Origin of the sequence: Bacillus sp. R86525 (genome assembly GCF_042466195.1) — a bacterium.
Lineage (GTDB): Bacteria > Bacillota > Bacilli > Bacillales > Bacillaceae_G > Bacillus_A > Bacillus_A nitratireducens.
Window position 1 is genome coordinate 3068650 of sequence record NZ_JAXHPX010000007.1, and the last position, 24483, is coordinate 3093132.

The following is a 24483-nucleotide window of genomic DNA, read 5'->3' on the forward strand; positions in this document are numbered from 1 at the left end:
GTATTATTTCAGTCATTTCTCGGAAGTTATATTATATTTTTCGATCATTATCCAATCTTTTCCTTCTATATAGAGAACATTATAAAAAGACTCTTGTCATTTATACAAGAGTCTTTTTATTTAACTTCGCTTCACGTAATGATATGTAGCTAAGATCTTTTTACGTCTCGCTAACTTTTTTAATTCTCTAAAATCCGGATATACTTTGTTTATTTTATGAATGTATCGCACATCCACTTATAAAATTTTTCTTTCTCTTCAAATTGTGGATAATGAGCTGATTTCTCAAAAGAAATAAATTCTTTTTGATCTGCTTCAATCGTATCAAAATATGCCTTTGCTGCATGAAATGAAGTGTTATAATCATATTTCCCCATAAGGAAATAAAACGGTAGCTTCATTTTAGTCACCTTAGTAGGCAATGGATTCTTTAAATCCTTTTCTAATAAGACAGTTTGAGAATGTGATAATCCAACGTTATAACGAATTACGTCTAAAAAGTTATATTCATTACTGAGTAACATCCCCATGTTATCACCATCTGGATTTTCAATGCGCCTTGATGTTCCACCATATTTCGCAACATAATTTCGCGGAGTGTATATATCGCCATTTTTAATTTTTTCGGTTAACCCTTTTAAATAGGAAACCTCATCTGTATTCCCCGCATTTTGTGCCTGTTCAATCACATAGTTTAAGCTATCCATTTCACTTTCTACTGTATCACTCATCTGCCCTATTCCAACATATGCTTCATATTTTTCAGGGGCTTTATAGGCAGCTTGCATTCCAATATATGTACCGTAAGAATGACCAACCAATATTACTTTTTCTTTGCCAAGGCGTTTTGAAACATAATCTGTCATAGCTAATAAATCTTCTACAAGATGATCTGATGTAAGATTCGAATAATCTTCAAAGAAATGATAAGACTTCCCGCTCGCTCTTTGATCGTAATTAACAACTGTGAATTTCTCCTCCAATAAGTTTTGGTATTTTTGAGCATATGGTATTTCTGAAGTACCTGGTCCACCATGTACAAAAATAATAACCGGATTGTTCTTATCTTTTCCGCGTATCATAATTTCATGACCACTTCCATTTACCTCTACTTGCTCTAATGTACTTATACTGTTTTTCCCTTTTATTTGCGATGTCCATGTAGGAAATATTAGTGCTACGATTAATAATAGTATAGTGATGACTCCAATTAGTTTTATTAATTTTTTTATCATCTTCATAAGTAGTTTCCTTTCTTTTAAATTTATAAAAATATCAATTTAGTTCTGTAAAACTACCCTAAAAAAATATAAATGTACAACAATTGCACTTTCCAATTTCACCTTGATCTTTTGCACATTCTTAATATCCCATACACTTCTTAACTTTCCGCTATATAAACTCTTAATATTTTCTTAATTTTCAATATATTATTTATAGAAAGACTTGATCACAATGTATTACAAATATAGAAAAGAGTCCTTGTTGTCAAAACAAGGACTCTTTTCTTAAACTATTTCGCTACTTCCTCTTTCGGCATTACCATACCTTTATAAAGTTGGACAGTAATCCAGTAATAAATGAAATAAATGACTAAGAAGATTCCTATTGGCACCCACACTTTTACAAACGGGTCAACTAATATAAAACTGAATAAGTTAAGCCCTACTAACACGTGGGAAATTCCAATAATCGCTGGGAAGATAAATAAATATGAAATTTCTTTATAAATACTTTTTGTTAACATACTACGTCTCACGCCGATTTTTCGTAACATTTCATAACGACGTACGTCACGAGAAGCACCTGTTAATATTTTGAACATAAGCGAACTTGCCATCATTGCTAAAAAGGCAATCCCTAGGAAGAATCCCATAAACATTGTTCCACTCATGAAACTGTTCATAAATTGATAAATTGTCATTTTCGTAAATAAGTCTACTTTTGTACCTGTTGTTTTTTCAATTTGTTCTTTTTGTCTCTTATCTATTTCGATTAATAACTGTTTATACTTTTTCATATCATCTACTTTTGCTAATGTTACAGTATGTTCTGTTCCTTGAATTTCTTTATAACGCTCTTCATCTGCAATTCTAACAGGTTTTCCGTTAAATTGATTATGTGTAATTTGTATTTCTCTTACAACCGCATCTTCCCAATCTTTTGGCATACGAGGAAGCTTATTCGCTACTTCAGGAGCGTCCAAAGCAGAATAGACAGGTTCAGTTAAAGGTTCAGCCACACGTTTACGAGCAGGTTCTTTCAAAGTCTTTGTATCAAAGTGATCAGAAACAAGTGGCGGTTTCGCAATTAAATCGTTACGTAAATAATAAACTGCTTCACCATCTACTTTATATTTATACTTACTTTCTTCAACAATTTCCATTTCTTTTAATGCTGCTTTATCTTGTTCATTTGGATCATGAATTACGACATCATATACACGTGAGAAGTCTGTCATAATGCCTACGTTCTTTTGAAACGCCATACCTGCTGTCATGGCACCTGCACCTAATGCAATTAACATCGCTACAGTGCCTAGTACTCTCGATAAACTAGTTACTCGAAAACGTAACTGTGCATAAGTAAAACTATTTAATCCCGTTTCATTCCGTTTTTTATTCCCCTTAATTTTCATCACGAAAAATGGGAGTAATGAGCTAAAAATGAAATACGTCCCTAATGTTGTAACGATTGTCGCTATTATAAATCCTAGTTCAGCAAACATTTTTATATTTATCATAAAATAATATCCTGTACTTACAAGTAACACACCTAGTACTGTCATAATAACAATTCGAGTTTTACTTTTCTTCACTTCATCTTGCGTTTCATCTTCACGTATTAACTCTAATTCTGTTTTACGTAATAATCGGAAACTATTCATTAAACCAGTAATGAAAAATAATATTAAGAAGAATATAGATGTAACTAATATAGCTGGTGTGTATACAGATGCATAATTACCTTTTGCTGAAATTTCCATTCCATTCATTAAAAAATTTCCTGCTACACTAGCGAGTACTATTCCTACTAGAATACCGATAATAATACTTACAATACCCATACCGAATGTTTCAATAAATAATAACTGTGCTACTTTTTTCTTTTTCGCACCGAGCATCATGTACATACCAAGTTCTTTTCTTCTTAATGTAAGTAAGAAAGAGTTGGCATATATAATATAAAATACAGTAATGAAAGATAATAGTATTGCACCTACCCAGAATACGAGTCTAATACTACTAATAAGACTATTATCTTTTGTAAATTCACTATTCATCGCCATCGTTTGGAACATGTAGAAAATGCTAATACTAATAACGAGACCAATAAGTAAAACCATATAATCCTTTAACATTTTTTTCATACTATGGCGTGATAATTTGAATAACATAGTCTCGCCCCCCTACTTCGACTCAGCAGCTGAGCCCATATGAGCAAGCACACCTAAAATGTCTTGATAGAAATTTTCTCGAGTCCCTTGACGCTTTAACTCTTTATAAAGAAGACCATCTTGAATGAATAAAATACGCTCACAGTAACTTGCACTAAACGCATCATGTGTGACCATTAAAATGCTTACATTGTGATTTTCATGTAAATCTTGCATCGCTTCTAATAAGCTTTTTGCGTTTTTACTATCAAGCGCCCCTGTCGGCTCATCAGCTAATACGATTGCTGGATTATGTACTAAAGCTCGTGCTGCCGCTGTTCTTTGCTTTTGCCCACCAGAAACAGCAGTCGGATATTTAGTTAAAATTTCAGTAATCCCTAATTTCTTTGCTACTTCATTTACTTTTCCAGTAATCTCACTTGACGGTACGCCTTGCAGGGAAAGCGGTAAAGCGATATTTTCATAAATTGATAAATTTTCTAGTAGATTAAAGTCTTGAAAAATAAATCCTAATCTTTGAGAACGAAAATCTGATAATGCATTACCCTTCATAGAAGTAATATTTGTACCCGCTATTGTTACACTGCCACCTGTCGCTTGATCAAGTGTACTAATCACATTTAGTAATGTCGTTTTTCCAGATCCAGAAGGACCCATAATCCCTACAAACTCCCCTTCTTTAATACTTAATGAAACACCCCTTAATGCTTTTGACTGATTCTCATTTCTTTTCCCATACGTTTTTTCTACACGTTCTACAGTAACTACATTTGTTGACATCTCTTTCACTCCATCCCTTTTGTATAAAATTAATTTCTCACATATTTCTTATCTTTCTGTCATATAAATCCTTAAAAATTTTTTTAACTTTTCAAACTAAAAAGAAATATGAATCATATCACTTCTCAATATTCTCATTTTTCTAAAACTCGTTCATTCGATTTCTCTTACATTTACCTTACAATTTTGTAAGGTAAATAATAAAACACACCAATTTCTAATGGTGTGTTTTATTTACAATCAATATTTTCTATTTTTAATTTCCTCTTCAATACTTGCCACAAATACATCTAACGCAACAACTTCTGACTTCTCTTCTCCATATTTACGTACATTTATAGATCCGCTTTCCATTTCCTTATCACCAACAACAAGAACATATGGAACTTTTTGCATTTGTGCTTCTCTAATTTTATACCCCAATTTTTCATCACGTATATCTTGTTCAACACGAATCCCAGCTTGTGCTAATTTATGTGCAACTTCATTTGCATATTGTACATGTACTGCATTTGAAACTGGGATTACTTTCACTTGAACTGGTGCTACCCATGCCGGGAACGCGCCTCCAAAGTGCTCAATTAATATCGCTAAGAAGCGGTCTAAAGATCCTAAAACTGCTCGGTGAATGACAACTGGTCTTCTCTTTTCATTCTTCTCATCTATATAATTTAAATCGAATTTCTCTGGCATTTGGAAATCGAGCTGGATTGTTCCGCACTGATGACTTCTATTTAAAGCATCTTTAATATGGAAATCAATCTTCGGTCCGTAAAATGCACCGTCACCTTCATTTAGTCTATATTTATAATTTAATGAATGTAACACATTTTCTAATGCCGCTTCTGCTTGCTCCCATAACTTATCATCACCCATTGAATCTTCTGGACGAGTAGAAAGCTCTACTTCATACTCAAATCCAAAAGTTTTATATACGTAATCAATTTGCGCCATTACGGATTTAATTTCATCTTCAATTTGTTCTGGTGTTACAAATAAATGAGCATCATCTTGGCAGAAAGTACGAACTCTTAATAATCCGTTTAATGCGCCACTAAATTCATGTCGGTGTACTTGACCGAATTCACACATACGAATTGGCAATTCGCGATAAGAGTGTAATTTATTTTTGAACATTAACATATGGCCAGGACAGTTCATTGGTTTTAATGCAAAACTTTTATTGTCTACTTCTGAGAAATACATGTTGTCCTTGTAATGTCCCCAGTGTCCTGATTTCTCCCATAATTCTTGGTTCATCATAAACGGAGTACGTACTTCTTGATAATTGTATTCTTTTTGAATCTCTCTTAAAAATACTTCTAATTCATTACGAATAATCTGTCCTTTTGGTAAATAAAATGGCATTCCCGGAGCCTCTTCAGAAAACATAAATAGCTCCAACTCACTACCTAATTTACGATGATTTCTTTTTGCTGCTTCTTCAACGAAATGTAAATACTCTTCTAATTCTTTTTGAGAAGCGAATGCAACACCATATATACGCTGAAGCACTTGGTTATTACTATCACCTCGCCAATATGCACCGGAAACGTGAGATAATTGGAAGGCTTTCAAATAGCCTGTTGACGGTAAATGTGGTCCTCTACATAAATCTACAAATTCACCTTGTTTATATAGTGTTACAATTTCTCCATTAGGAATAGCTTCTAACAGTTCTAATTTCAGGTGATCATTCATTTCTTGAAACAGTTTTTTTGCCTCTTCTCGTGAGACCTCCACACGTTCTATTTTTACATTTTCATTTATAATCTTTTTCATTTCTTTTTCGATTTTCGGTAAATCTTCTACGTTTACACTACTCGGAAGATCCATATCATAATAAAATCCATTTTCAATAACCGGCCCTACACCAAGGTTTACATTACCATACATTCTCTTTACAGCTTGCGCTAAAATATGTGCCGCAGAGTGTCTTGCAATTTCTACACCTTCATTTGAATCTATAGTAATGATTTCTACTTCCGCATTATCTTCAAGGTTTCGGCGTAAATCATATAACTGATCATTTACTTTCCCTGCGACTGCTTTCTTTTTTAAACTACTGCTAATGGATCCAGCAATTTCTTCTAAAGTAATTCCTTTTAAAAATTCTTTAACGCTACCATTTGGAAATTTAATTTCAATCATTTGTTCTTTCATTTTTCATCTCTCCATTTCATAATAAAAAGCACACTCATCCCAAAAATAGGGACGAGTGTGCTTTTACCCGTGGTTCCACCCAGATTCCCATCACAAAAAACATAATGGCTTCTTTTACGGTAACGTCGTTTACACGGCACTAGATACTGAATTTCCCTAGTGCAGCTCTAAGGTGGTAAGTTATTTTTCTGCGTTAGGAAGTTCTCAGCTTTCCTTCCTTCTCTGTACAACCGGGTAAAATAACTCGTGTCCTTTTCTTCGCTTATTATGAAATTGAATGCAAAAAAGCATATTCATCCCTAAAATAGGGACGAATATGCTTATATTCGTGGTTCCACCCAGATTCCCATCACAAAAAACATAATGGCTTCTTTTGCGGGTAACGTCGCTTACACGGCACTAGATACTGAATTTCCCTAGTGCAGCTCTAAGGTGGTAAGTTATTTTTCTGCGTTAGGAAGTTCTCAGCTTTCCTTCCTTCTCTGTATAACCGGGTAAAATAACTCGTGTCCTTTTCTTTGCTTTTAAAAGTACATCCATTAATTGTTATTTACTATATCTTATTCATTTTATTTTTGCAAGTGTTTAAAAAAGATTTTTTATTTAATAAAAAAAGAAACCAAAAATAAATTTTTGGTTTCCCCTTCTCAATTTTACCAATCTTGTGGTTCATAATTCAAGTCTGAAAATAGTCGTTTTTTCTCTTTTTTCGATAAATCTCTCCACTGTCCGACTGGTAAATTATTCAATTCAATATTCATAATTCTAGTACGTTTTAACGTATATACTTGATAACCTAAAGCTTCACACATACGACGAATTTGGCGATTCAACCCTTGTGTTAAAATAATTTTGAATTCATATTTTGATAACTGTGTGATCTCACAAGGGAGAGTTTTTGTATCTAAAATTTTAACACCCGCTGCCATTTTCTCTAAAAATTCCGGTGTAATCGGCTTATCTACTGAAACGATATATTCTTTCTCATGCTTGTTTTCAGCACGTAAAATCTCATTAACAATATCGCCATCATTCGTTAACAAAATTAAACCGTCTGAGTCTTTATCGAGACGTCCAATGTGACTAATTCGTAATGGATGATTCACTAAATCGATAATATTACCTTTTACAGCTTTTTCACTCGTACATGTAATACCTACTGGTTTATTTAAAGCGATATATACGTGATCTCGAGCGATACGAAGTTGCTCTCCATTTACGCGCACATCATCACCTGGATTTACTTGGTCACCAATTTTTGCAACCTTACCGTTAATAATTACTCTTCTCTCATTAATTAATTTATCTGCTCCACGTCGAGACGCTTTTCCAGCTTCACTAATAAATTTATTGATACGCAAATTAGGCACATCCTTTTCTAAAAAAAATTTCAAGCTCACACTGCTTCTACCGTACAATACAAAAGGGTAAGCCTCCTATTATAACTTAAATATATTAACATGAAAGGGTATATAACGTCTTCTATTAATTACTCATTTATAAGAAAATATCTTTATTATACATTCATTTATGCACGTTTTGTACACTTAATATACAAGCCACTCTTCCTTACATACAGCTTGTTTTCCTTTTATCTCTTCTATATCTTCATGAACATTAGCTGATCTATTTAACTCAGGAAAAATCTCTTCCACATAATTTTGATGCATCTTTTCATCTTTCCAATAAGTTAACACGATGTAACGATTTTCATTTTTTAAAGACTTCCCAACTACCCCACCTAACATCCCTTTTGCTTTTTCCATTCCTTTATTCCAAATTGTTTCTTGCTTATGTAAGAATTGCTTTTCTTTTTCTTCCTTTACATCACATATGGCAACTCTTACGAATGATCCTTCTGTAACTACGTTTTTCAAAGGCTTATCATTTATATCATACAACGTTTGAAATAGTTCAATTTCACATGAAAGAAACGTATCCTCTTGATTACTATTTAAATAAATTGTATCGTGAGCACCATTCATAAATGATTGATATGCATTTCTATCTGCCCATAAAGTAAATACACATGCTTCCTCTTCACTCCACCCACCAAATTGTCCATTAAATCCATCTAAATGCTGTAAATCACACCATTTTTCTTGAGCATCCGAAAACATCTCCCTTTTCTCTTCTTCCACTTTGCAAAATATTGTTTTTAGTAACATTTCTAGTTCCCCCTTATAATACAATCCATTTCCCGGCCGCATCCTCTTCTTGTATACCAAAATAATCTGCAGAATCACGAGCATTAAAATTATTCATTTCTCCACACTCGAAATTTGATGACAAATCATAAATACCGCAAGTTGATTCTCTGTATATTACCTTGTGAAAGGACATCTACGATATAAAAATCCACAGTCCTTGCCTATCTTACTTCATTCAAAATATCAGTTTACATAAAAAAATTATAAAAAACTAGAATTCCCCTCTGCTCTTTCTATCAACCATTCACCAAACGTATTTAAAAATAATAAAATTTCATTTATATCATTTATCGGTTCAATTACATATTGTAATGCCTTTCTCATATTTTTTTCTTGTTTGGGAAAATACTTACTAAATAACACATATGCAGGATATAAGTCTCTGGAGTAGACCCCTTCTCTATCAATGGTTAATGCAAGACCTGCTCTAATGATTATCTTCATAATCCAACGACAACAATCCGCTATAACTTCTACGCCTTTATTATGTATTAACTCTTTGCGTGCTTGTCCAATTTGTTTCCGCAATTGGATAAGGTGTTCATAAGCTAACTCCTGACTTACTTTATATTTAGGTAAAGACAATTTTACGTCTTCACCAAATAAGCATATACCATGCGTCCGTATCATAAAGCCTATAAAAGAAAAACTTTTGGAATTCACTACCTCTTTTTCACTGTGAAAACTTAACTCCACTCCCGATATACAATTAAATTGTTGTAAACTTTGAACTTCTAGCTTCTTTCGCCAGCCTAAGTCTATTAAGTTAGGATCCTTTCGCACTAATATAATCACATCTATATCTGCAATCCCTTCAATTCCAAGCCCTCTTGGAATTGAACCTCTTATATAAACACTGTGCAAATCATCCTGTAACATTTCACAGCAAGTATTTTTTATTTCTTGTATTACCTCCATAAATATAGGTTGAATTTTATCAATGTGTGCATCATTTATAATATATCCTTCATCATCTATAGGAAAAAAACGACCTATTTTTTTATACTTGGCAAATTATCAACTCCTTTCTACATAAAATATTATTTTATTCTCACACATCATAATTATAATTCAAATAATTCAGAATCAAAAACCTGAAGTTCTCTTTCTACGTATATTTTCTTCTACATTTTAATTATAAAATCGTAATTCAAATCAACTTTGGTCTATTTTCTCTACTTAAAATAGCATTATTGTTATATATTATAATTATAATTTTTGAATTTTGGAGGCGTTACACATTGAAGAAGTTATTTTTTAATAAATGGACGGTTTTTTTTTTCTATTCTTATCATTGCTAGCACAATTTTCTACACAATTAAAGATAGAAATAATAAAGAAAGAGCAACTGTAGAAACAGTGGATACAAAAACTTTCAAAACTAAATTACAACCTAAAATCAATGAATTAACTACTAATTATAATGACATAATTGAAAAAGATTGGTTGCCTGCATGGGAAGAGATTAACACTAACGGAGATTCAGTAGATAGAAATAAATTATTAGTTACAATGAGTGCAGTTTCTAAACAATATGAAACAATTATGAAAGAAATAGACACAATGAAAATTGAAGAAAACATAACAGATATACATATACAAGAACAACTAATCCACTTTACAACTGAGTTTAAAGTTGCATCAAAATTCATGAAAAATGCAGCAGATTTGATTATAGACGGATACAACAATTCTACTCCAACCAATGAAACAATTGAAAATACAAAGCATGCTTTAGGGCTTGCAGATCAACATATTGTAATCGCTTTGTCTACTTTAAATGAAATAGAAGATAAATTAGGAATATCAAAAAAATGAATTTATTTACTATTTCAAAATAAAAAAATGATTGCAATTCTTATTTTGTCTGTCTATAATATTTTTATTGATTTATAATCAATGCGTTTAAGTTATTAATTTTATAATTCGGATGAACCATTCAGGAGAAGGTCTATTGATCTACCGACGGGGCAAAAAGTTGTTAAACCAACTTTGAAACTCTCAGGTCTTGGTTACAAGTAGAACTGCATGGGGACGAATCTCTGGAGAGACTCCCTCTCGCTTTTAATAGCGCGGAGGAAAACGAGCGCCGAAGGAGCAAATCCGCTATTTTAGCGGATAATCTCTCAGGTAAAAAGGACAGAGACAAGCGAAAGAAAATGCCGATTTGTATCGGTTTATTTTTCTATCCCTTGTTTCTCCAGAGACCATTTCATTTCCTTGAAGTGGTTTTTATTTTTTCTAAAAAAGGAGAATACAGATGGAGACAGTAAGTAAAGTATTAGAACAAATTAATCAGTATGTGTGGGGGTTGCCAACTTTGTTGCTACTTGTTGGAACTGGTATCATTCTCACAGTGCGCTTAAAAGGTTTACAGTTTAGTAAACTAATATACGCTCACAAACTAGCTTTTAAAAAATCAGAGGATACATCATCTTCTGGAGATATTAGTCACTTCCAAGCACTGATGACGGCTATGGCTGCAACGATTGGTATGGGAAATATAGCAGGTGTCGCAACTGCTGTGACGATTGGTGGACCCGGCGCAATCTTTTGGATGTGGATTACTGCTTTATTCGGAATGGCAACAAAGTATGCCGAAGCAATCCTTGCGGTGAAATACCGTGTTAGTAATGAAAATGGTGAATACTCTGGTGGGCCAATGTATTATTTAGAACGTGGTTTAGGGAAAAAGTGGCTGGCTGTGTTATTCGCTATATTCGGCACAGCTGCTTCTTTCGGTATCGGTAATATGGTTCAATCTAATTCAGTTGCAGAGGCAATGCGAATCAACTTCTCTTTCCCTCCTGCATTAACTGGTATATTCATGTCATTCTTAATCGCTATCGTTATTTTAGGCGGCGTTAAAAAAATCGGGAAAGTGACAGGATATATCGTTCCTATTAAAGCTTTCTTTTATATCATTGCTGGTCTTATTATTATTTTCTATCACTACGATCAAATTCCAGAAGCATTTTCACTTATTTTTTCTGGTGCATTTAATGGTACTGCAGCCGCTGGTGGTTTTATTGGCGCAACAGTTGCATCAGCTATTCAAATAGGAATGGCACGTGGCGTATTTGCGAACGAGGCTGGTTTAGGAAGTGCTCCTATTGCTGCGGCTGCTGCCAAAACAGATTCACCTGCAAAACAAGCTTTAGTTTCTATGACTGGTACTTTTCTCGATACATTTATTGTATGTACAATTACTGGTCTTGTATTAATTACAACAGGTGCATGGAAATCTGGTAAAACCGGCGTTGAAGCTACAACATTAGCATTCCAATCCGTATTCGGTACTGCTGGTAGTATGATTCTCGGTATCGCCATTATATTATTCGCCTACTCTACTATATTAGGATGGTCGTATTACGGTGAGAAATGTGTAGCTTATTTATTTGGACAAGGTGCTGTACGATATTATAAAGCAATCTTTATCGTTATGATAGCTATTGGAGCTAATTTAAAGTTAGGTGTTGTATGGACATTTGCTGATATTGCAAATGGACTTATGGCGATTCCAAACTTAATTGGTCTAATTGGATTAAGTGGTGTAGTTGTCGCTGAAACAAATCGGTTTTTACAAGCAGAGAAATTAAAAGAACGCAATAAAAAACAGGCAAGTTAATGTTTGCTTGAAATAAAATCCGTTCAAATTCTATTACAAATATCGATTGTATATAGAATAAACCCACACATTTTGAAAAATGTGTGGGTTTTAATTATTGTCCACTTAAACAAACACAACTGTTAGTTTAAGAATATCCCTTCAGGATTAACATAAATAACGCTTTCTTTAAACAGTATAACTTTATTTTAAAGCCACAGTTAATCTATCAAAAAAGGAATGACTCATATATAATGAGCATTCTTTTTTTTAAACTATATTACTCCCCATCCTTCTGAACCATATGTAAATACAGTACAAAATCCATCATAGTCGACGAATGACCAAGTTGACGAATCATTGCTGTTATATTTCCTCTATGATATGTACCATGATTTACGACGTGCTGCACTAATTCTAAAATTGAAGTATCTAGTGTCCCTGCATATGGATTTTTGATAACAAATTCAGCATTTACATCTTGTTGTGTACTTAGAAATTCTTTATACTGATTAGCCATATTTATAAACATTTTCTCTAATTCATTTAGCGATTTTGTATCGATTTGTTTTTTTAATTTTTCACGATTTTGTATTGCTTCACTCATACTACTGCCATGTAATATGTGTAACCACACTTGATCTGTAATATAAATATGCGCAAAAGTATCCTTAATTGATGGAAATACACTCTGTATCTGTTCATTAAAAATTGTCTCATAGTTTGGTAACTCTTTTAGTCGATTGAATAATCGTGTATTAGCCCAAGCATGGTAATCAAACTGCTTTAACATATAATCTTTCAATTTAAATCGCCTCCTTATTGTATGAAACGAATGTTTTGCCTCTTCATTTCCGATTCTCTATCAGCTTTTACAATCCCTTTTTCATTCATTTCATATTTATTTATAGTTTTATACTTTACATGAGTAAGAAATTCTTTTTTAAATGGAAACGGTGTAATCCGAATTGTTTCCTCGTCCACCCATTCAGCTTGAATAAGTCTCTCCCCCTTACTATTAAACATTTCTGTTCCTTCAAAACCCTCTTTAAATAAATCAATTTCATCTTCCTTTTCTACACCAGGTTTATTCATACATACATATAAAGAAAGTTCATCGCAAAACTTTAATAATCTATAATGTTTATCGAACATCGCATATTGTTCTTTTGTTAACGTTTTCAAAATTCTTTTTTGTCGTTCCAATTCATGTTTATAAAAAGACATCATCTCTTCATTTTCCTCATTTAATGGAAATGATAAAAAGTGCTTACTACAAAGTAGCGCCCCGTATGGATTAGAATCTTCAATTTCATTCAAACCAATCGTATAAAAAACAAAGCGTAATGAACTTGGACAATCCATAAATGTATATGGAATATTGTTAGCATCATTCAAAATTGGTACTTTATCAAGCTCTATCCATCCTCTATCATGTTCATATATTGCATCAATTGTCTCTTTTAAGTATCTTTTATCTTCAAAGAACTCCTCTTTTATATAACTTGCAATCTCACCAGCTAAAAAACCATGATCATGTTGACGAATTAATATACTTTGTTTCTCATTCTTTTCACGAAAAATCATCCGTATACTCCCCCTCATCTTCATATTATAGCTTGTCGTATGCATCAATTCTTAATAAATCCCTTTTAATTTGCAGGGATTCAGTTTCTTTCAACGAAATTAACATAAATATACAGCATTCTTTCTAATTACAAAGTTAGCTTTATCTTTACTATCCATTATACTAAAACATTCATTCTAAAAATTTTTTTATGAGGTGAAAACATGAACAAAACAGAATTAATTAAAAACGTGGCACAATCAGCTGATATTTCTCAAAAGGAAGCTTCTGCAGCTGTACAATCTGTATTTGACACAATTGCTACTGCATTACAATCTGGCGATAAAGTTCAATTGATCGGTTTTGGAACTTTTGAAGTGCGTGAAAGATCTGCTCGTACAGGGCGTAACCCGCAAACTGGAGAAGAAATTCAGATTGCAGCTGGTAAAGTTCCAGCATTTAAAGCAGGAAAAGAGTTAAAAGAAGCTGTTAAATAAACAAGAAACCAGCCATTTTATAGGCTGGTTTCTTGTTTATTTCTTATTTAAGCAGTTCCTTTATATTCTCTGCATGATACACTTCACAAATATAAAATACACATTTGCAGTTACTTACAACTTGATATTTTCTAGTTGGATACACATTCGCCGTAACAGAGCATCCATCAAACAATTCAATAATATTTCCAGATGGCTGATATCCTTCATATAATACGTTTCTTCTTACTTCCATCTTTTCTATAAGTTTTTCAACTGGAATGTTTCCACTCTCTAATTCACTCTTAATTGTATTTGGTAAAAACGAAGTATCCGCAAAAATTAGATTTTCAGATAACACTTTTCCTTTATAACTAACATTGGATACACGGTAAAGAAATGTTCCGTTTTTATCAAAGAAATTCTTTGCTTCTTTCGGGATGTACTGTCTATCAAGTACCTCTTGTTCGAGAACATCAAACTGAACTGTATCATTCAAAAGTTTTTCTAAAGCATGAATAGATGATGTATCTCCAGAAAATAAAATATTTTTAATTGCTTGTACATTATAAGTGAATTCATTTGTTCTATTTTCCGCTACTAACATGAGGAACACCTCTTCTATAAAATTTTTTATTTAACTTATTTATAATTTAAAAGCGCTACTGCGTCTAACTGTGTAATTTCAGTTACTTCTTTACTAAATATTGCAATGGAAGCCATATAATCTACACTTGGCCTTATATCCCCCATCATTGTATTTTCTACTAACTCTTGCCTATCCTTAAAAACCAACAAATTTGGAGGATCATTTGGAGCTGATACAGTAATACCTACTGGTTGAATCATTAGTCCTTCACCTGTCGCTTTGAGTACCGCTTCTTTTCGAGTCCAATATGTTAAAAAACCTTCTATTTTCTGTTCATTAGGTAACTTCATAACTTGCGCTATTTCAATGTCTGTTAATACGCCCTCTGCCATTTTCATAACATCTACATTTGGATTCATTTGTTCAACATCAACGCCTACAGGTGCAGATTTTGTAAATGCCACTACAACCCACTCACCCGAATGGGAAACTGATAATTGTGGCATGCCTTCTGGCAATTGTGGCCTACCATGTTGTAACTTACATACTGGGCACATTCGATTAATCGGCACTTGAACTGGTGACATAGAAAGTATCTTTCCAAGGACTAATCTACTAATTACACAACCTATTATAAAACGTGCACGATCTGCCGAATGATGATATGAATTTGCTTTCTCTCGCTCTACATCATTTAGTAAATTGTAATGCCATGATTGTAAATCTGAAATTCTCGCCCACCATATTTGACAACTATTCTCATTAAGAGTTGGTACAGAATCTACAACTTTACTCTCCATCATGTAAACTCTCTCCTTTTAAATGCCAATATCACTTTATTTCAAAAGAGTATTAGCATGCTACAACTTATTCATTTACAACTTCTTTCTCTTTTTGTAATACAGATAACGGCTTTTTATTCTTCTTTGACATTACCTCTTGATCAGAAATACGTAAAGAAAATAGTAATGCTAGAAGTAAAAATATTGCCGATCCAATTAATGCTGCTTGATATGGTAAGAAATCGGCTGGAGCATCATTTTGTACACTATTACTTCCAAATCCAGATAGTATACTAGCTAAAACAGCAACTCCTATTGCAGATCCTAGTCGGTTTTGCACATTGAATATAGTAGTCGCTCTACCCATAGAAGGTGGTGCAATATTGTTAAATGCAGAAAATTGAACTGCGCCGACAGACTGACCTAAGAAAATACCTATGCCAAACAATAATGCCCGTATTTGCCATGGATTCGTATCATGATTTACAAAACTTAATAAAACAAATATAACCGCGGTACTTATTAATCCAATAGAGATTACCTTTCGAGCCCCTAATTTCTTATACGACCATGGTACAATCTGTGAAGAAATCATTAATCCAATCGCCTCTGGAAATGTAGTAAGACCTGATTCCAGTGCTGAAACTCCTATTACATTTTGATACATAAGCGGAAAAATAAATAGCATTCCTAGTAAACCAGCAGATGAAAACAAGGATATGAGACTCATTTTTCTAAAAACTGGTTCTTTTAATAAGCGTAAATCTAACATCGGTTGCTTTACTTTCAGTTCAACAATTATAAACAATGTAATGAATACAATCCCAGCTATTCCAGTACTTATTATTTCTGGAGAAACCCAACCTTTTGACGGGCCTTGACTGAGTGCATAGATAAGCATCGCAAAACCTGGTGCTGAAAGAACAAAACCGAGAGAATCAAAGCGACCAGCTGATTTTTCAATATGTTCTGCTAAAAATAGAAGTCCAAATAGCAGCGCAATGATACCAAACGGCAAATTAATATAAAATGCCCAGCGCCAAGACATTTGATCTACAAAGAAACCACCAATAATTGGTCCAATCGCTGGTGCTACAGCAATTGGAAGTACAATAAACCGAGAAATTTTTGGTCTTTCCTCTGGTGAAAATGTTCGGAATAACATCGCCATCCCGACTGGTGTTAAAAGCCCACCACCAGCACCTTGAATAATACGAAAAATGTTTAATGAAGTAATATCATTCGCAATTCCACATAATGCAGATGCAATTGTAAAAACGAAAAGGGCAATTAAAAATACTCTTTTCGTACCAAAGCGATCGCCTAACCAACCAGAAATCGGAAGAAAAACAGCTAAGCTAACTAAATACCCAACATTTACTGTCCCCATTGCAGATGGAGGAACTTGTAATTCTTTACTTATCGTTTGTAGTGCTACATTTACAATTGTTGCATCCATTGCAGCCATAAACATCGCTGTAATATAAACGATACTTACAACTACTTTTGGGTTTATTTTTGCCTTCATTATCGTTTTCCTACTAATATTTTTTCGCTAATTTGATTTTTTTTTGGCTCTAAATCATTCCAGTTAACTTCAACGTATTCTAAGCAAACTTGTCTGCTAGCTTCTTCATGAACGACATTCCATCCAATTGGTACATCGAGAAAGGCAGGCCAGAGAGAATACTGGCCCTCCTCATTCATTAATACTTTATATGTGTAATTATCATTTTCAAATGGATTCGTCATACTCTACTTACCCCTTTCTTATTCTGTAAATATTTCGCTAGCACTTGTCCAATTTCTGTAAGCGGCCCTGGCTGACATAAATCTTTATGTCTACAATCAATATCATGTTGCACGATATCTCCATCTAAATAATTTAGCCATGTATTTGGAGAAATAGGATCAAACCAGTCTGGTATAACAGTAGATCTAAAGAATAAAATATCCCCGTTATAAACTTTCGGTACGTATTTTCCTAACAGCCCTACCGAATTTACATATGTTTCTTTCAAGTTCAAAATAGTCTCTTCTTCAAGACTTGCTAATGCACTTCCATCTTTGCGAAGTATTGCAACCGCACTTTCCATAGTAAGTGGTTTCCCATCCATGTTATCTGGATCATATCCACCTAAAGCAAGTAATGCGATTAACGCTTCTTCTTCAGTAGGTGCTTCCGTATTCGGCAAGAAGTGACCAGGATAAGAATCAAGCATAACGAGTAATTCTACTTCTTCCCCTTCATTTTGTAGTTGCGCCGCCATTGCATGAACAACATTTCCTCCAAGCGACCAACCGAGTAAACGATACGGTCCGTGAGGCTGTACTTCACGAACGTGTTTCAAATAATCCGCCGCCATCTCCTCTAAGCTTTTTGGAAGTTCTTCATTTTCAGCGATACCACGTGCTTGTACACCATAGATTGGATAATCTGTTCCTAAAGATTTCATTAGTCCTGCATAGCACCAACTTAATCCCCCTGCTGGATGAACACAAAATAGTGGTAATTGATCTCCGCTTGCTCGTAATGGAAGCAACACATCAAGTGCACTTTGACCATTCCCCATTTCAAGTCTTTCAGCAAGACCTGCAACAGTAGGTGCTGCAAATAAAGTTCCGATATTCAGTTCAACGCCAAGTGCCTCTTTAATGCGACTCATAAGCTGCACTGCAAGAAGTGAATGACCACCAAGATCAAAGAATCCGTCATCAATTCCAATTTGAGACACACTTAAAACTTCTGTAAACAAGTCACATAACATTTCTTCTTGCGGTGTTCTTGGTCCGCGGCTAGAAGATGATGCAATAAATTCTGGAGCTGGCAATGCCTTTCTATCTAATTTACCGTTTGGAGTTAAAGGTAACTCATTTACTACCACAAAAGCGTACGGAACCATATAATCTGGCAAACTACCTCCAGCATGCTGACGCATTTCATTCGTATCAATCGTTTCATTATTTGATGCGACGATATAAGCAACTAATCGTTTATCCCCTGGTTGATCTTCCCGGACAATAACGGCTACTTGTTCAACTTTATCGTGTTTCATTATTACCGCTTCTATTTCCCCTAATTCAATTCGGAATCCACGAATTTTAATTTGATGATCTGCACGTCCTATATAATCTAACGTCCCATCTTGACGCCAACGCGCTAAGTCTCCTGTTCGATACATTCTTGTACCTGGCTTACCAAATGGATCTGCGATAAAGCGTTCAGCAGTTAATCCTGCTCTTCCTAAATATCCACGAGCTAGTCCAGCACCTGCAACATACATTTCTCCAACTACTCCTGGTGGCACTGGTTGTAAATAGTTATCTAATACATATACTTTAAGATCTGGTATACTGCACCCGATTAAACTATTTGCTCGTAAAGAAACGATACTCTCATCTAACTCAATATAACTAACATGTACCGTCGTCTCCGTTATACCGTACATATTAATAAGCTTCGGTGCGTTATGAGGATGACGACTATACCAATCTTCTAATCGACTTAGTTCAAGTGCTTCTCCGCCAAAAACAACATATCGTAAAGATAATTTTTGACCAACGTCTTCATTTTCACGATCTGCTTGCATCAATTGATAGAACGCTGATGGAGTTTGGTTTAAAACAGTAACCTTCTCCTTAACAAGAAGCTGTAAAAATTCTTTCGGCGAGCGACTTACAGTATGTGGTACTACAACTAAACGCCCTCCATATAATAAAGGTCCCCAAATTTCCCAAACCGAGAAATCAAAAGCGTATGAATGGAACATCGTCCAAACATCGTCTGCGTCAAATTGGAACCAATGATCAGTTGCTCCTAAAAGTCTTACTACATTTTGATGAGGTATCATAACACCTTTCGGTCTACCTGTTGAGCCTGACGTATAAATAACGTAAGCAATATGTGAAGGAGATAACGGCTTCATGCGCTCCATTTCATCAATATTGTCTTCACTATATTTCTCAATTTCTTCTATTACGTTCACATCATCAACTAAAATCTTTAATGCCTCATCACATTCAATTTCTACACTTGAATTTGTTAAAACACATGATGGTTTCGCATCGTCTAGCATAAATGAAATACGATCTGACGGATAATCCGGATCTAACGGAAGGTATCCGGCACCAGCTTTCAGAACAGCAAGTAAGCTTACAACCATATTTAAAGATCTCGGCATCGCTAAAGCAACAAGTTGATCAGGACCGATTCCTTTCGCTATTAACAAACGAGCTATTTTATTCGCTTTTCTATTTAACTCTTCATACGTTAGCTTTTCATCTTCAAAAACGACAGCAATAGCATTTTGATTTACATGAGCCTGCTTTTCAAATAATTGTGGCAATGTCATTTCAGGTACAATTTGAAAACCACCATTCCACTTTTCTAAAACTGTATTTCGCTCTGCTAAAGTTAATATTTCTAATCTACCAATTGATTGATCCGGATGTTTCTCTGCATCATCTAATAATAGAATGAATCGTTCTATTATTTTTTGAACCGTTTCACGTTTATATAAATCGGTACTAAACTCTAACAAGCCGTGTAAGCCGTTTGGAGTACCATCAACTCCGTTACTCTCGCTAATTTCAAATGTTAAATCAAATTTTGCAGAACCAACACTTTGAATTTCAAGGCTCGCTTCTAAATCCGGTACATTAAACGTTGCTTCTGGCGTATTTTGGAAAGCTAACATAACTTGAAACAGCGGATGACTATTTCGAGTTCGTACTGGGTTTAACACTTCAACAAGTCGTTCAAATGGAACATCTTGATTTTCATAAGCTGCAAGGTTTACCTGCTTCACTCTATCCAATAATTCTTTAAAGCTTGGATCTCCTGATGTATTTGTACGTAACACTAATGTATTTACAAATAAACCGACTATATCCGAGAGTACATCATCGTTTCTTCCAGCAATCGGGCTACCTAATGGTATATCAGTTCCAGCACCTAATCTTGTAAATAGTGCACTAAGTCCCGCTTGCAACACCATAAACAAACTAACTCCATTTTTACGACCAAGCTCTACTAACCTACTATGCATACCTTTATCTATATGAAAATGAATTGTTTCTCCGCAATAACTTGTTTCAATTGGTCGCTGATAATCTGTAGGCAACTCCATTTGATCTGGTAAACCTTTTAATTCCGCTTTCCAAAAATCTAATTGTGTTGAAATAAGACTTTCTGGTGTCTTTTCATCACCTAGTAATTGCTGTTGCCAAAGTGAATAATCTGCGTATTGAACTGGAAGGGCTTCTAATTGAACACTATCACCTTGACATCGTGCTTTATAAGCTACTGTAAAGTCTTTCGTTAAAGGTTGTAATGACCAGCCATCTCCTACAATATGATGTAAAAGAATTAGTAATACATGCTCATTTTCACTCACTTTAAAAAGTTGTAAACGAACTGCTGGCTCAACATCAAGGTTAAAGCTATATTTTACCGCCTCTGAAAGTACACTTTCTAATTCATCTTTACTTGTTTTTGTTATAATCATTTCTAGATTTAAGTCTTCCATATTTAAAATTTTCTGATAGGAACTACCTAATACGTTAGGGAAAATTGTTCTAAGTGTTTCATGTTTCTTCACTACATCATACAAGGTACCTTGCAGTGCTTCCTCATTCAATTTTCCAGACATACGAATGACTAACGGAATATTATAAGTAGGACTTGGACCTTCTAAACAATTTAAGAACCATAACCTGCGCTGTGCAAATGAAAGTGGAACTTCATTTGGCCTACTTACTTTCTTAATAGCTGGTCTTGCGCTTTTTGCACGATCTAATTGTTTCGCTAATTCAGCAACAGTTGGTGATTCAAATAGCTTTCCGATCCCTAATTCTACACTTAACGTTTCACGAATTCTTGCCATTAAACGAGATGCAAGAAGCGAATGACCACCCATTTCAAAGAAATTATCATCTATACTAATTCGCGAAACACCAAGTACTTCTGCAAATAAATCACATAGTATTTCTTCTTTCGGATTTCTAGCAACTCTCTCATTGTTCATTCCATTAAAATCAGGAGCAGGTAATTTCTTTCTATCCACCTTACCATTTGGTGTTAATGGTAATTCTTCTAGCGCAACAAATGCTGATGGTACCATATAATTCGCTAAACTTTCTGAAACATAAGAACGAATCTCTGAAAGATTAATTGGTTCCTTCTCTTCGGCAACGATGTACGCAATGATTCGTTTATCATTTGGGCGATCTTCTCGTACCATTACTACCGCTTGTTGAATATTTTCATGTCGTTGTAATACCGTTTCAATTTCAGCTAATTCAATTCGGAAACCGCGAATTTTAATTTGATGATCTACGCGACTAATGTACTCTAACACACCATCCTTACGCCATTTCACAAGATCACCTGTGCGGTACATACGTGCTCCAGCTTTTCCATAAGGGTTTGCAACAAACCGTTCAGCCGTTAACGCTGGTTTTCCTAAATATCCGTTCGCAAGTCCTTCTCCTGCAATATATAATTCACCGATAACTCCAGGTGGAACAGGTTGTAACCCTGCATCCAAAACGTACACTTCTGTATTCCAAATTGGTCTTCCAATAGGAGGTATACCATTTTCACTGTCATCAATGTTCATGAAAGTAGACCAAATAGTCGTTTCAGTTGGTCCATATAAGTTAGTTATAGAGCAACCTAATTCTTTTAATTTATTTGCTAAATGTGCCGGAAGAGCTTCACCGCCAACGAGTATGTTTAGCCCTTGTAGCCCCTCTGGATATTCATTTACTAACGCCTGCCAGAGCGTCGGTGTAGCTTGCATAATTGTCGCTCTTTCTTCTTGTAAAAATGTCGTTAACGCAGAAGGCTCTTGAATTACCTCTTTTTGTGCGATTGTTAAACTTGCACCACTAATAAGAGGTAAATAAATTTCTAGTGCAGAAATATCAAACGCAAACGTTGTAACTGCTAATAAATGATCGTTTTCATGTAATGAAAACATATCGTCCATGGCCAATAAAAAGTTATTTAAAGCTTTCATAGGAACAATTACACCTTTTGGATTTCCGGTTGAACCTGAAGTGTAAATTGTATACGCAGGCTTTAGAAGTGATTCATCACTTCTAAATGGTAAATTCATATGAGAATATGCTTTTAATGCTAGTTCTGTTTCTTCGCGATCTAATTCGATTTTTTTCATATCATTTTCTATAACTAAAGTAGATGAAACAGATGAATGTGTGATGAAACAAACTGGTTTTGCATCATTTACTATATAATTTATTCGCTCAGCTGGGTATTCTGGATCTATTGGTACATACGCTGCACCTGCCTTTAAGACTGCTAGCATACTAACTACCATTTCTATTGACCTTGGAAATACTAAAGCTACAAACTGATTTGGTCGTATTCCTTCTTCTACTAAATAGTGTGCTAGTTCATTCGCTCGTTCATTTAGCTCTTTATACGTAAGTTTTATTCTGTTACAAGTAACCGCTATTTTATTCGGATTTTTTTGTACTTGTTTTTCAAATAATAAAGGCAGATTGGTTAGCTCTTCAGCTTCCTTCGTTTCATTCCATTCCAATAAAACTTTATGATTTTCTTCAGAAAGAGTAATGTTTATTTTTCCGATTGGCTCGTCTTTGTGATAATTATTTATCACTAATTCTAATAGATTCATAAATCTTTCTTTATACAATGCTAGTTCCGTATCGCTATATACTTCCGGATTCGCATCAAAATGAATCATTAACTCATTTTCATCGAAGCGCTTATATACATTTATCGATAAATCATCGACAGGTCCTGCTGATAAATTATGTGTAATACCACGATTTCCAGCAAAGTTAAGCCCATAATCAAAAGGCATAACATTCACTAACGGCCCAAACAACCTTTGATTTTCACCTAGTAACTTTAAGTCTCTTCTTAATTCCTCATGACGGTATTTATGATGACGACGTACGTCTCGAATTTCTTTGGAAACTCGCTGTATTAATTCCGCAAGAGTTATATTTGGAGTTACAGTGAGACGAAGTGGAACTAAATTCATTACCATGCTTGGTGTATGAATAGATACGGAACCAAGACGCCCCATCATCGGTAAACCTAAAACAATATCATTTGCACCTGTTAATTTATGCATGTAAATACTTGTTACGGCTACAATAAATTCGGGCCAACTCGTTAACGAAATGTTTATATCTTCTAGTAAAGTTTTCGTACTAGTATTTGATAAATAAGCAGTTTCTCGTAAAAATCCATTTGATGTTCTCGGCGCTCGTTCTGCCAAACTTACAACTTCCGGTTCATCTGCAAACTTCTCTAACCAAAAAATACGATCTTCCTGAAATTGTTCAGATTCACGATACTCATTATCTTCTTGTACAATTTTTGCAAGAGAGCCAAATGGCTTTTCATTCTTATTTGTTTCTTCTATAAGTGATGTATACTCATTGGCTACCTTTTGGCTAAGAAGTGAAAACCCATAGCCATCCATCACAATGTGATGGATGCGCTGATACCAAAAGAAACGATTATTTTCAACTTGAATAAGTGCTTCAGTAAATAATTTATCTTCTTTTAAATCTATCGGTACAGATAAATCATTTTTCATCCATACTTTAGCAGCTTCTTCAGGATTTTCTTCTTTACGAACGTCAATAAAATGCATATGAAACGTTGACGATTCCTCAATAACTTGCCATGGACTAATTTCATCCTCTTCGAAACGAACATGTAGTGCTTCTGCTTCTGTTACAACTTTACATACAGCTAACTCGAAAATTTCTTGATTAATATTTCCGTTTATTTCTATATATTCCCCAGTATTATAAATCGGATTAAGCGGATCTAATTGTTGCGCAAACCACATACCAGACTGCGCAGATGATAACGAATGACGAATCTTTTGACTATTAGGCATTCT

Annotated in this window: 16 protein-coding genes, 1 pseudogene, 1 riboswitch and 2 other annotated features; of the genes and pseudogenes, 3 read left to right on the forward strand and 14 right to left on the reverse strand. The window is 34.4% G+C overall.

Annotated features, from left to right (window positions below; translation table 11 throughout):
* Positions 1–209: 209 nt before the first annotated feature.
* The 7 genes from SJY24_RS18370 to SJY24_RS18400 form a co-directional block, all read right to left on the reverse strand.
* Positions 210–1241, reverse strand: a complete 1032-nt coding sequence (locus SJY24_RS18370; RefSeq protein ID WP_377865739.1) for an alpha/beta fold hydrolase — start codon at positions 1239–1241, stop codon at positions 210–212.
* A gap of 272 nt (positions 1242–1513) precedes the next feature.
* On the reverse strand, positions 1514–3397 hold the full coding sequence (locus SJY24_RS18375; RefSeq protein ID WP_377865740.1) for an ABC transporter permease: 1884 nt from the start codon (positions 3395–3397) through the stop codon (positions 1514–1516).
* Positions 3398–3409: 12 nt separating this feature from the next.
* Positions 3410–4177: an ABC transporter ATP-binding protein gene (locus SJY24_RS18380; protein ID WP_377865741.1), complete on the reverse strand. Its 768-nt coding sequence runs from the start codon at positions 4175–4177 to the stop codon at positions 3410–3412.
* A 240-nt stretch (positions 4178–4417) separates the two neighbouring features.
* Positions 4418–6340, reverse strand: coding sequence for a threonine--tRNA ligase (gene thrS, locus SJY24_RS18385; protein WP_377865742.1), 1923 nt, complete (start codon positions 6338–6340; stop codon positions 4418–4420).
* A 44-nt stretch (positions 6341–6384) separates the two neighbouring features.
* Positions 6385–6608: a binding site (T-box leader), on the reverse strand.
* Positions 6609–6643: 35 nt separating this feature from the next.
* Positions 6644–6868 (reverse strand) — a binding site (T-box leader).
* Positions 6869–6993: 125 nt separating this feature from the next.
* Positions 6994–7701: a pseudouridine synthase gene (locus SJY24_RS18390; RefSeq protein ID WP_289359121.1), complete on the reverse strand. Its 708-nt coding sequence runs from the start codon at positions 7699–7701 to the stop codon at positions 6994–6996.
* Positions 7702–7887: 186 nt separating this feature from the next.
* Entirely contained in the window at positions 7888–8508 is a 621-nt protein-coding gene (locus SJY24_RS18395) for a DUF4937 domain-containing protein (RefSeq protein ID WP_377865743.1), read from the reverse strand.
* Positions 8509–8751: 243 nt separating this feature from the next.
* Positions 8752–9546 carry a nucleotidyltransferase domain-containing protein gene (locus SJY24_RS18400; RefSeq protein ID WP_377867274.1) on the reverse strand — a complete coding sequence of 265 codons (795 nt, stop codon included), beginning with the start codon at positions 9544–9546 and terminating at the stop codon, positions 8752–8754.
* Positions 9547–9791: 245 nt separating this feature from the next.
* Here SJY24_RS18400 and SJY24_RS18405 point away from each other — a divergent pair.
* Together SJY24_RS18405 and SJY24_RS18410 are read left to right on the forward strand one after the other, a co-directional pair.
* A pseudogene (locus SJY24_RS18405) lies at positions 9792–10368 on the forward strand (hypothetical protein).
* A 214-nt stretch (positions 10369–10582) separates the two neighbouring features.
* Positions 10583–10703, forward strand: a riboswitch (glycine riboswitch).
* Between the two features lie 107 nt (positions 10704–10810).
* The gene (locus tag SJY24_RS18410; protein ID WP_377865744.1) at positions 10811–12178 is read left to right on the forward strand and encodes an alanine/glycine:cation symporter family protein; all 1368 of its coding nucleotides are present in this window, start codon (positions 10811–10813) and stop codon (positions 12176–12178) included.
* A 259-nt stretch (positions 12179–12437) separates the two neighbouring features.
* On the opposite strand, the gene SJY24_RS18415 is transcribed toward SJY24_RS18410, so the two are convergent.
* Entirely contained in the window at positions 12438–12962 is a 525-nt protein-coding gene (locus tag SJY24_RS18415) for a DinB family protein (protein WP_377865745.1), read from the reverse strand.
* Positions 12963–12976: 14 nt separating this feature from the next.
* Complete coding sequence (locus SJY24_RS18420) at positions 12977–13744, reverse strand: DUF3891 family protein (protein WP_377865746.1); 768 nt, start codon at positions 13742–13744, stop codon at positions 12977–12979.
* Positions 13745–13948: 204 nt separating this feature from the next.
* Between SJY24_RS18420 and SJY24_RS18425 the strand changes: the two genes are divergently transcribed.
* Positions 13949–14221, forward strand: coding sequence for an HU family DNA-binding protein (locus SJY24_RS18425; protein WP_002157910.1), 273 nt, complete (start codon positions 13949–13951; stop codon positions 14219–14221).
* Between the two features lie 43 nt (positions 14222–14264).
* Here SJY24_RS18425 and SJY24_RS18430 read toward each other — a convergent pair whose 3' ends face one another.
* The 5 genes from SJY24_RS18430 to SJY24_RS18450 form a co-directional block, all read right to left on the reverse strand.
* Positions 14265–14807, reverse strand: a complete 543-nt coding sequence (locus SJY24_RS18430) for a cold-shock protein (RefSeq protein ID WP_377865747.1) — start codon at positions 14805–14807, stop codon at positions 14265–14267.
* Positions 14808–14842: 35 nt separating this feature from the next.
* Positions 14843–15592, reverse strand: a complete 750-nt coding sequence (gene sfp / locus SJY24_RS18435) for a 4'-phosphopantetheinyl transferase Sfp (RefSeq protein ID WP_377865748.1) — start codon at positions 15590–15592, stop codon at positions 14843–14845.
* 64 nt (positions 15593–15656) lie between these two features.
* Positions 15657–17099 carry an MDR family MFS transporter gene (locus SJY24_RS18440; RefSeq protein WP_377865749.1) on the reverse strand — a complete coding sequence of 481 codons (1443 nt, stop codon included), beginning with the start codon at positions 17097–17099 and terminating at the stop codon, positions 15657–15659.
* Entirely contained in the window at positions 17099–17323 is a 225-nt protein-coding gene (locus SJY24_RS18445) for an MbtH family protein (RefSeq protein ID WP_377865750.1), read from the reverse strand. Before SJY24_RS18445 ends, SJY24_RS18440 begins: the two co-directional genes overlap by 1 nt.
* Positions 17320–24480: an amino acid adenylation domain-containing protein gene (locus SJY24_RS18450; protein ID WP_377865751.1), complete on the reverse strand. Its 7161-nt coding sequence runs from the start codon at positions 24478–24480 to the stop codon at positions 17320–17322. The genes SJY24_RS18445 and SJY24_RS18450 overlap by 4 nt, the downstream gene beginning before the upstream one ends.
* Positions 24481–24483: the final 3 nt, after the last annotated feature.

Bases quoted from the DNA above. Each gene is read 5' to 3' on its own strand.
- SJY24_RS18370 (WP_377865739.1), bottom strand. From the start codon at position 1,241: ATGAAGATGATAAAAAAATTAATAAAACTAATTGGAGTCATCACTATA.
- SJY24_RS18375 (WP_377865740.1), bottom strand. From the start codon at position 3,397: ATGTTATTCAAATTATCACGCCATAGTATGAAAAAAATGTTAAAGGAT.
- SJY24_RS18380 (WP_377865741.1), bottom strand. From the start codon at position 4,177: ATGTCAACAAATGTAGTTACTGTAGAACGTGTAGAAAAAACGTATGGG.
- thrS (WP_377865742.1), bottom strand. From the start codon at position 6,340: ATGAAAGAACAAATGATTGAAATTAAATTTCCAAATGGTAGCGTTAAA.
- SJY24_RS18395 (WP_377865743.1), bottom strand. From the start codon at position 8,508: ATGTTACTAAAAACAATATTTTGCAAAGTGGAAGAAGAGAAAAGGGAG.
- SJY24_RS18410 (WP_377865744.1), top strand. From the start codon at position 10,811: ATGGAGACAGTAAGTAAAGTATTAGAACAAATTAATCAGTATGTGTGG.
- SJY24_RS18420 (WP_377865746.1), bottom strand. From the start codon at position 13,744: ATGATTTTTCGTGAAAAGAATGAGAAACAAAGTATATTAATTCGTCAA.
- SJY24_RS18425 (WP_002157910.1), top strand. From the start codon at position 13,949: ATGAACAAAACAGAATTAATTAAAAACGTGGCACAATCAGCTGATATT.
- SJY24_RS18430 (WP_377865747.1), bottom strand. From the start codon at position 14,807: ATGTTAGTAGCGGAAAATAGAACAAATGAATTCACTTATAATGTACAA.
- sfp (WP_377865748.1), bottom strand. From the start codon at position 15,592: ATGATGGAGAGTAAAGTTGTAGATTCTGTACCAACTCTTAATGAGAAT.
- SJY24_RS18440 (WP_377865749.1), bottom strand. From the start codon at position 17,099: ATGAAGGCAAAAATAAACCCAAAAGTAGTTGTAAGTATCGTTTATATT.
- SJY24_RS18445 (WP_377865750.1), bottom strand. From the start codon at position 17,323: ATGACGAATCCATTTGAAAATGATAATTACACATATAAAGTATTAATG.
- SJY24_RS18450 (WP_377865751.1), bottom strand. From the start codon at position 24,480: ATGCCTAATAGTCAAAAGATTCGTCATTCGTTATCATCTGCGCAGTCT.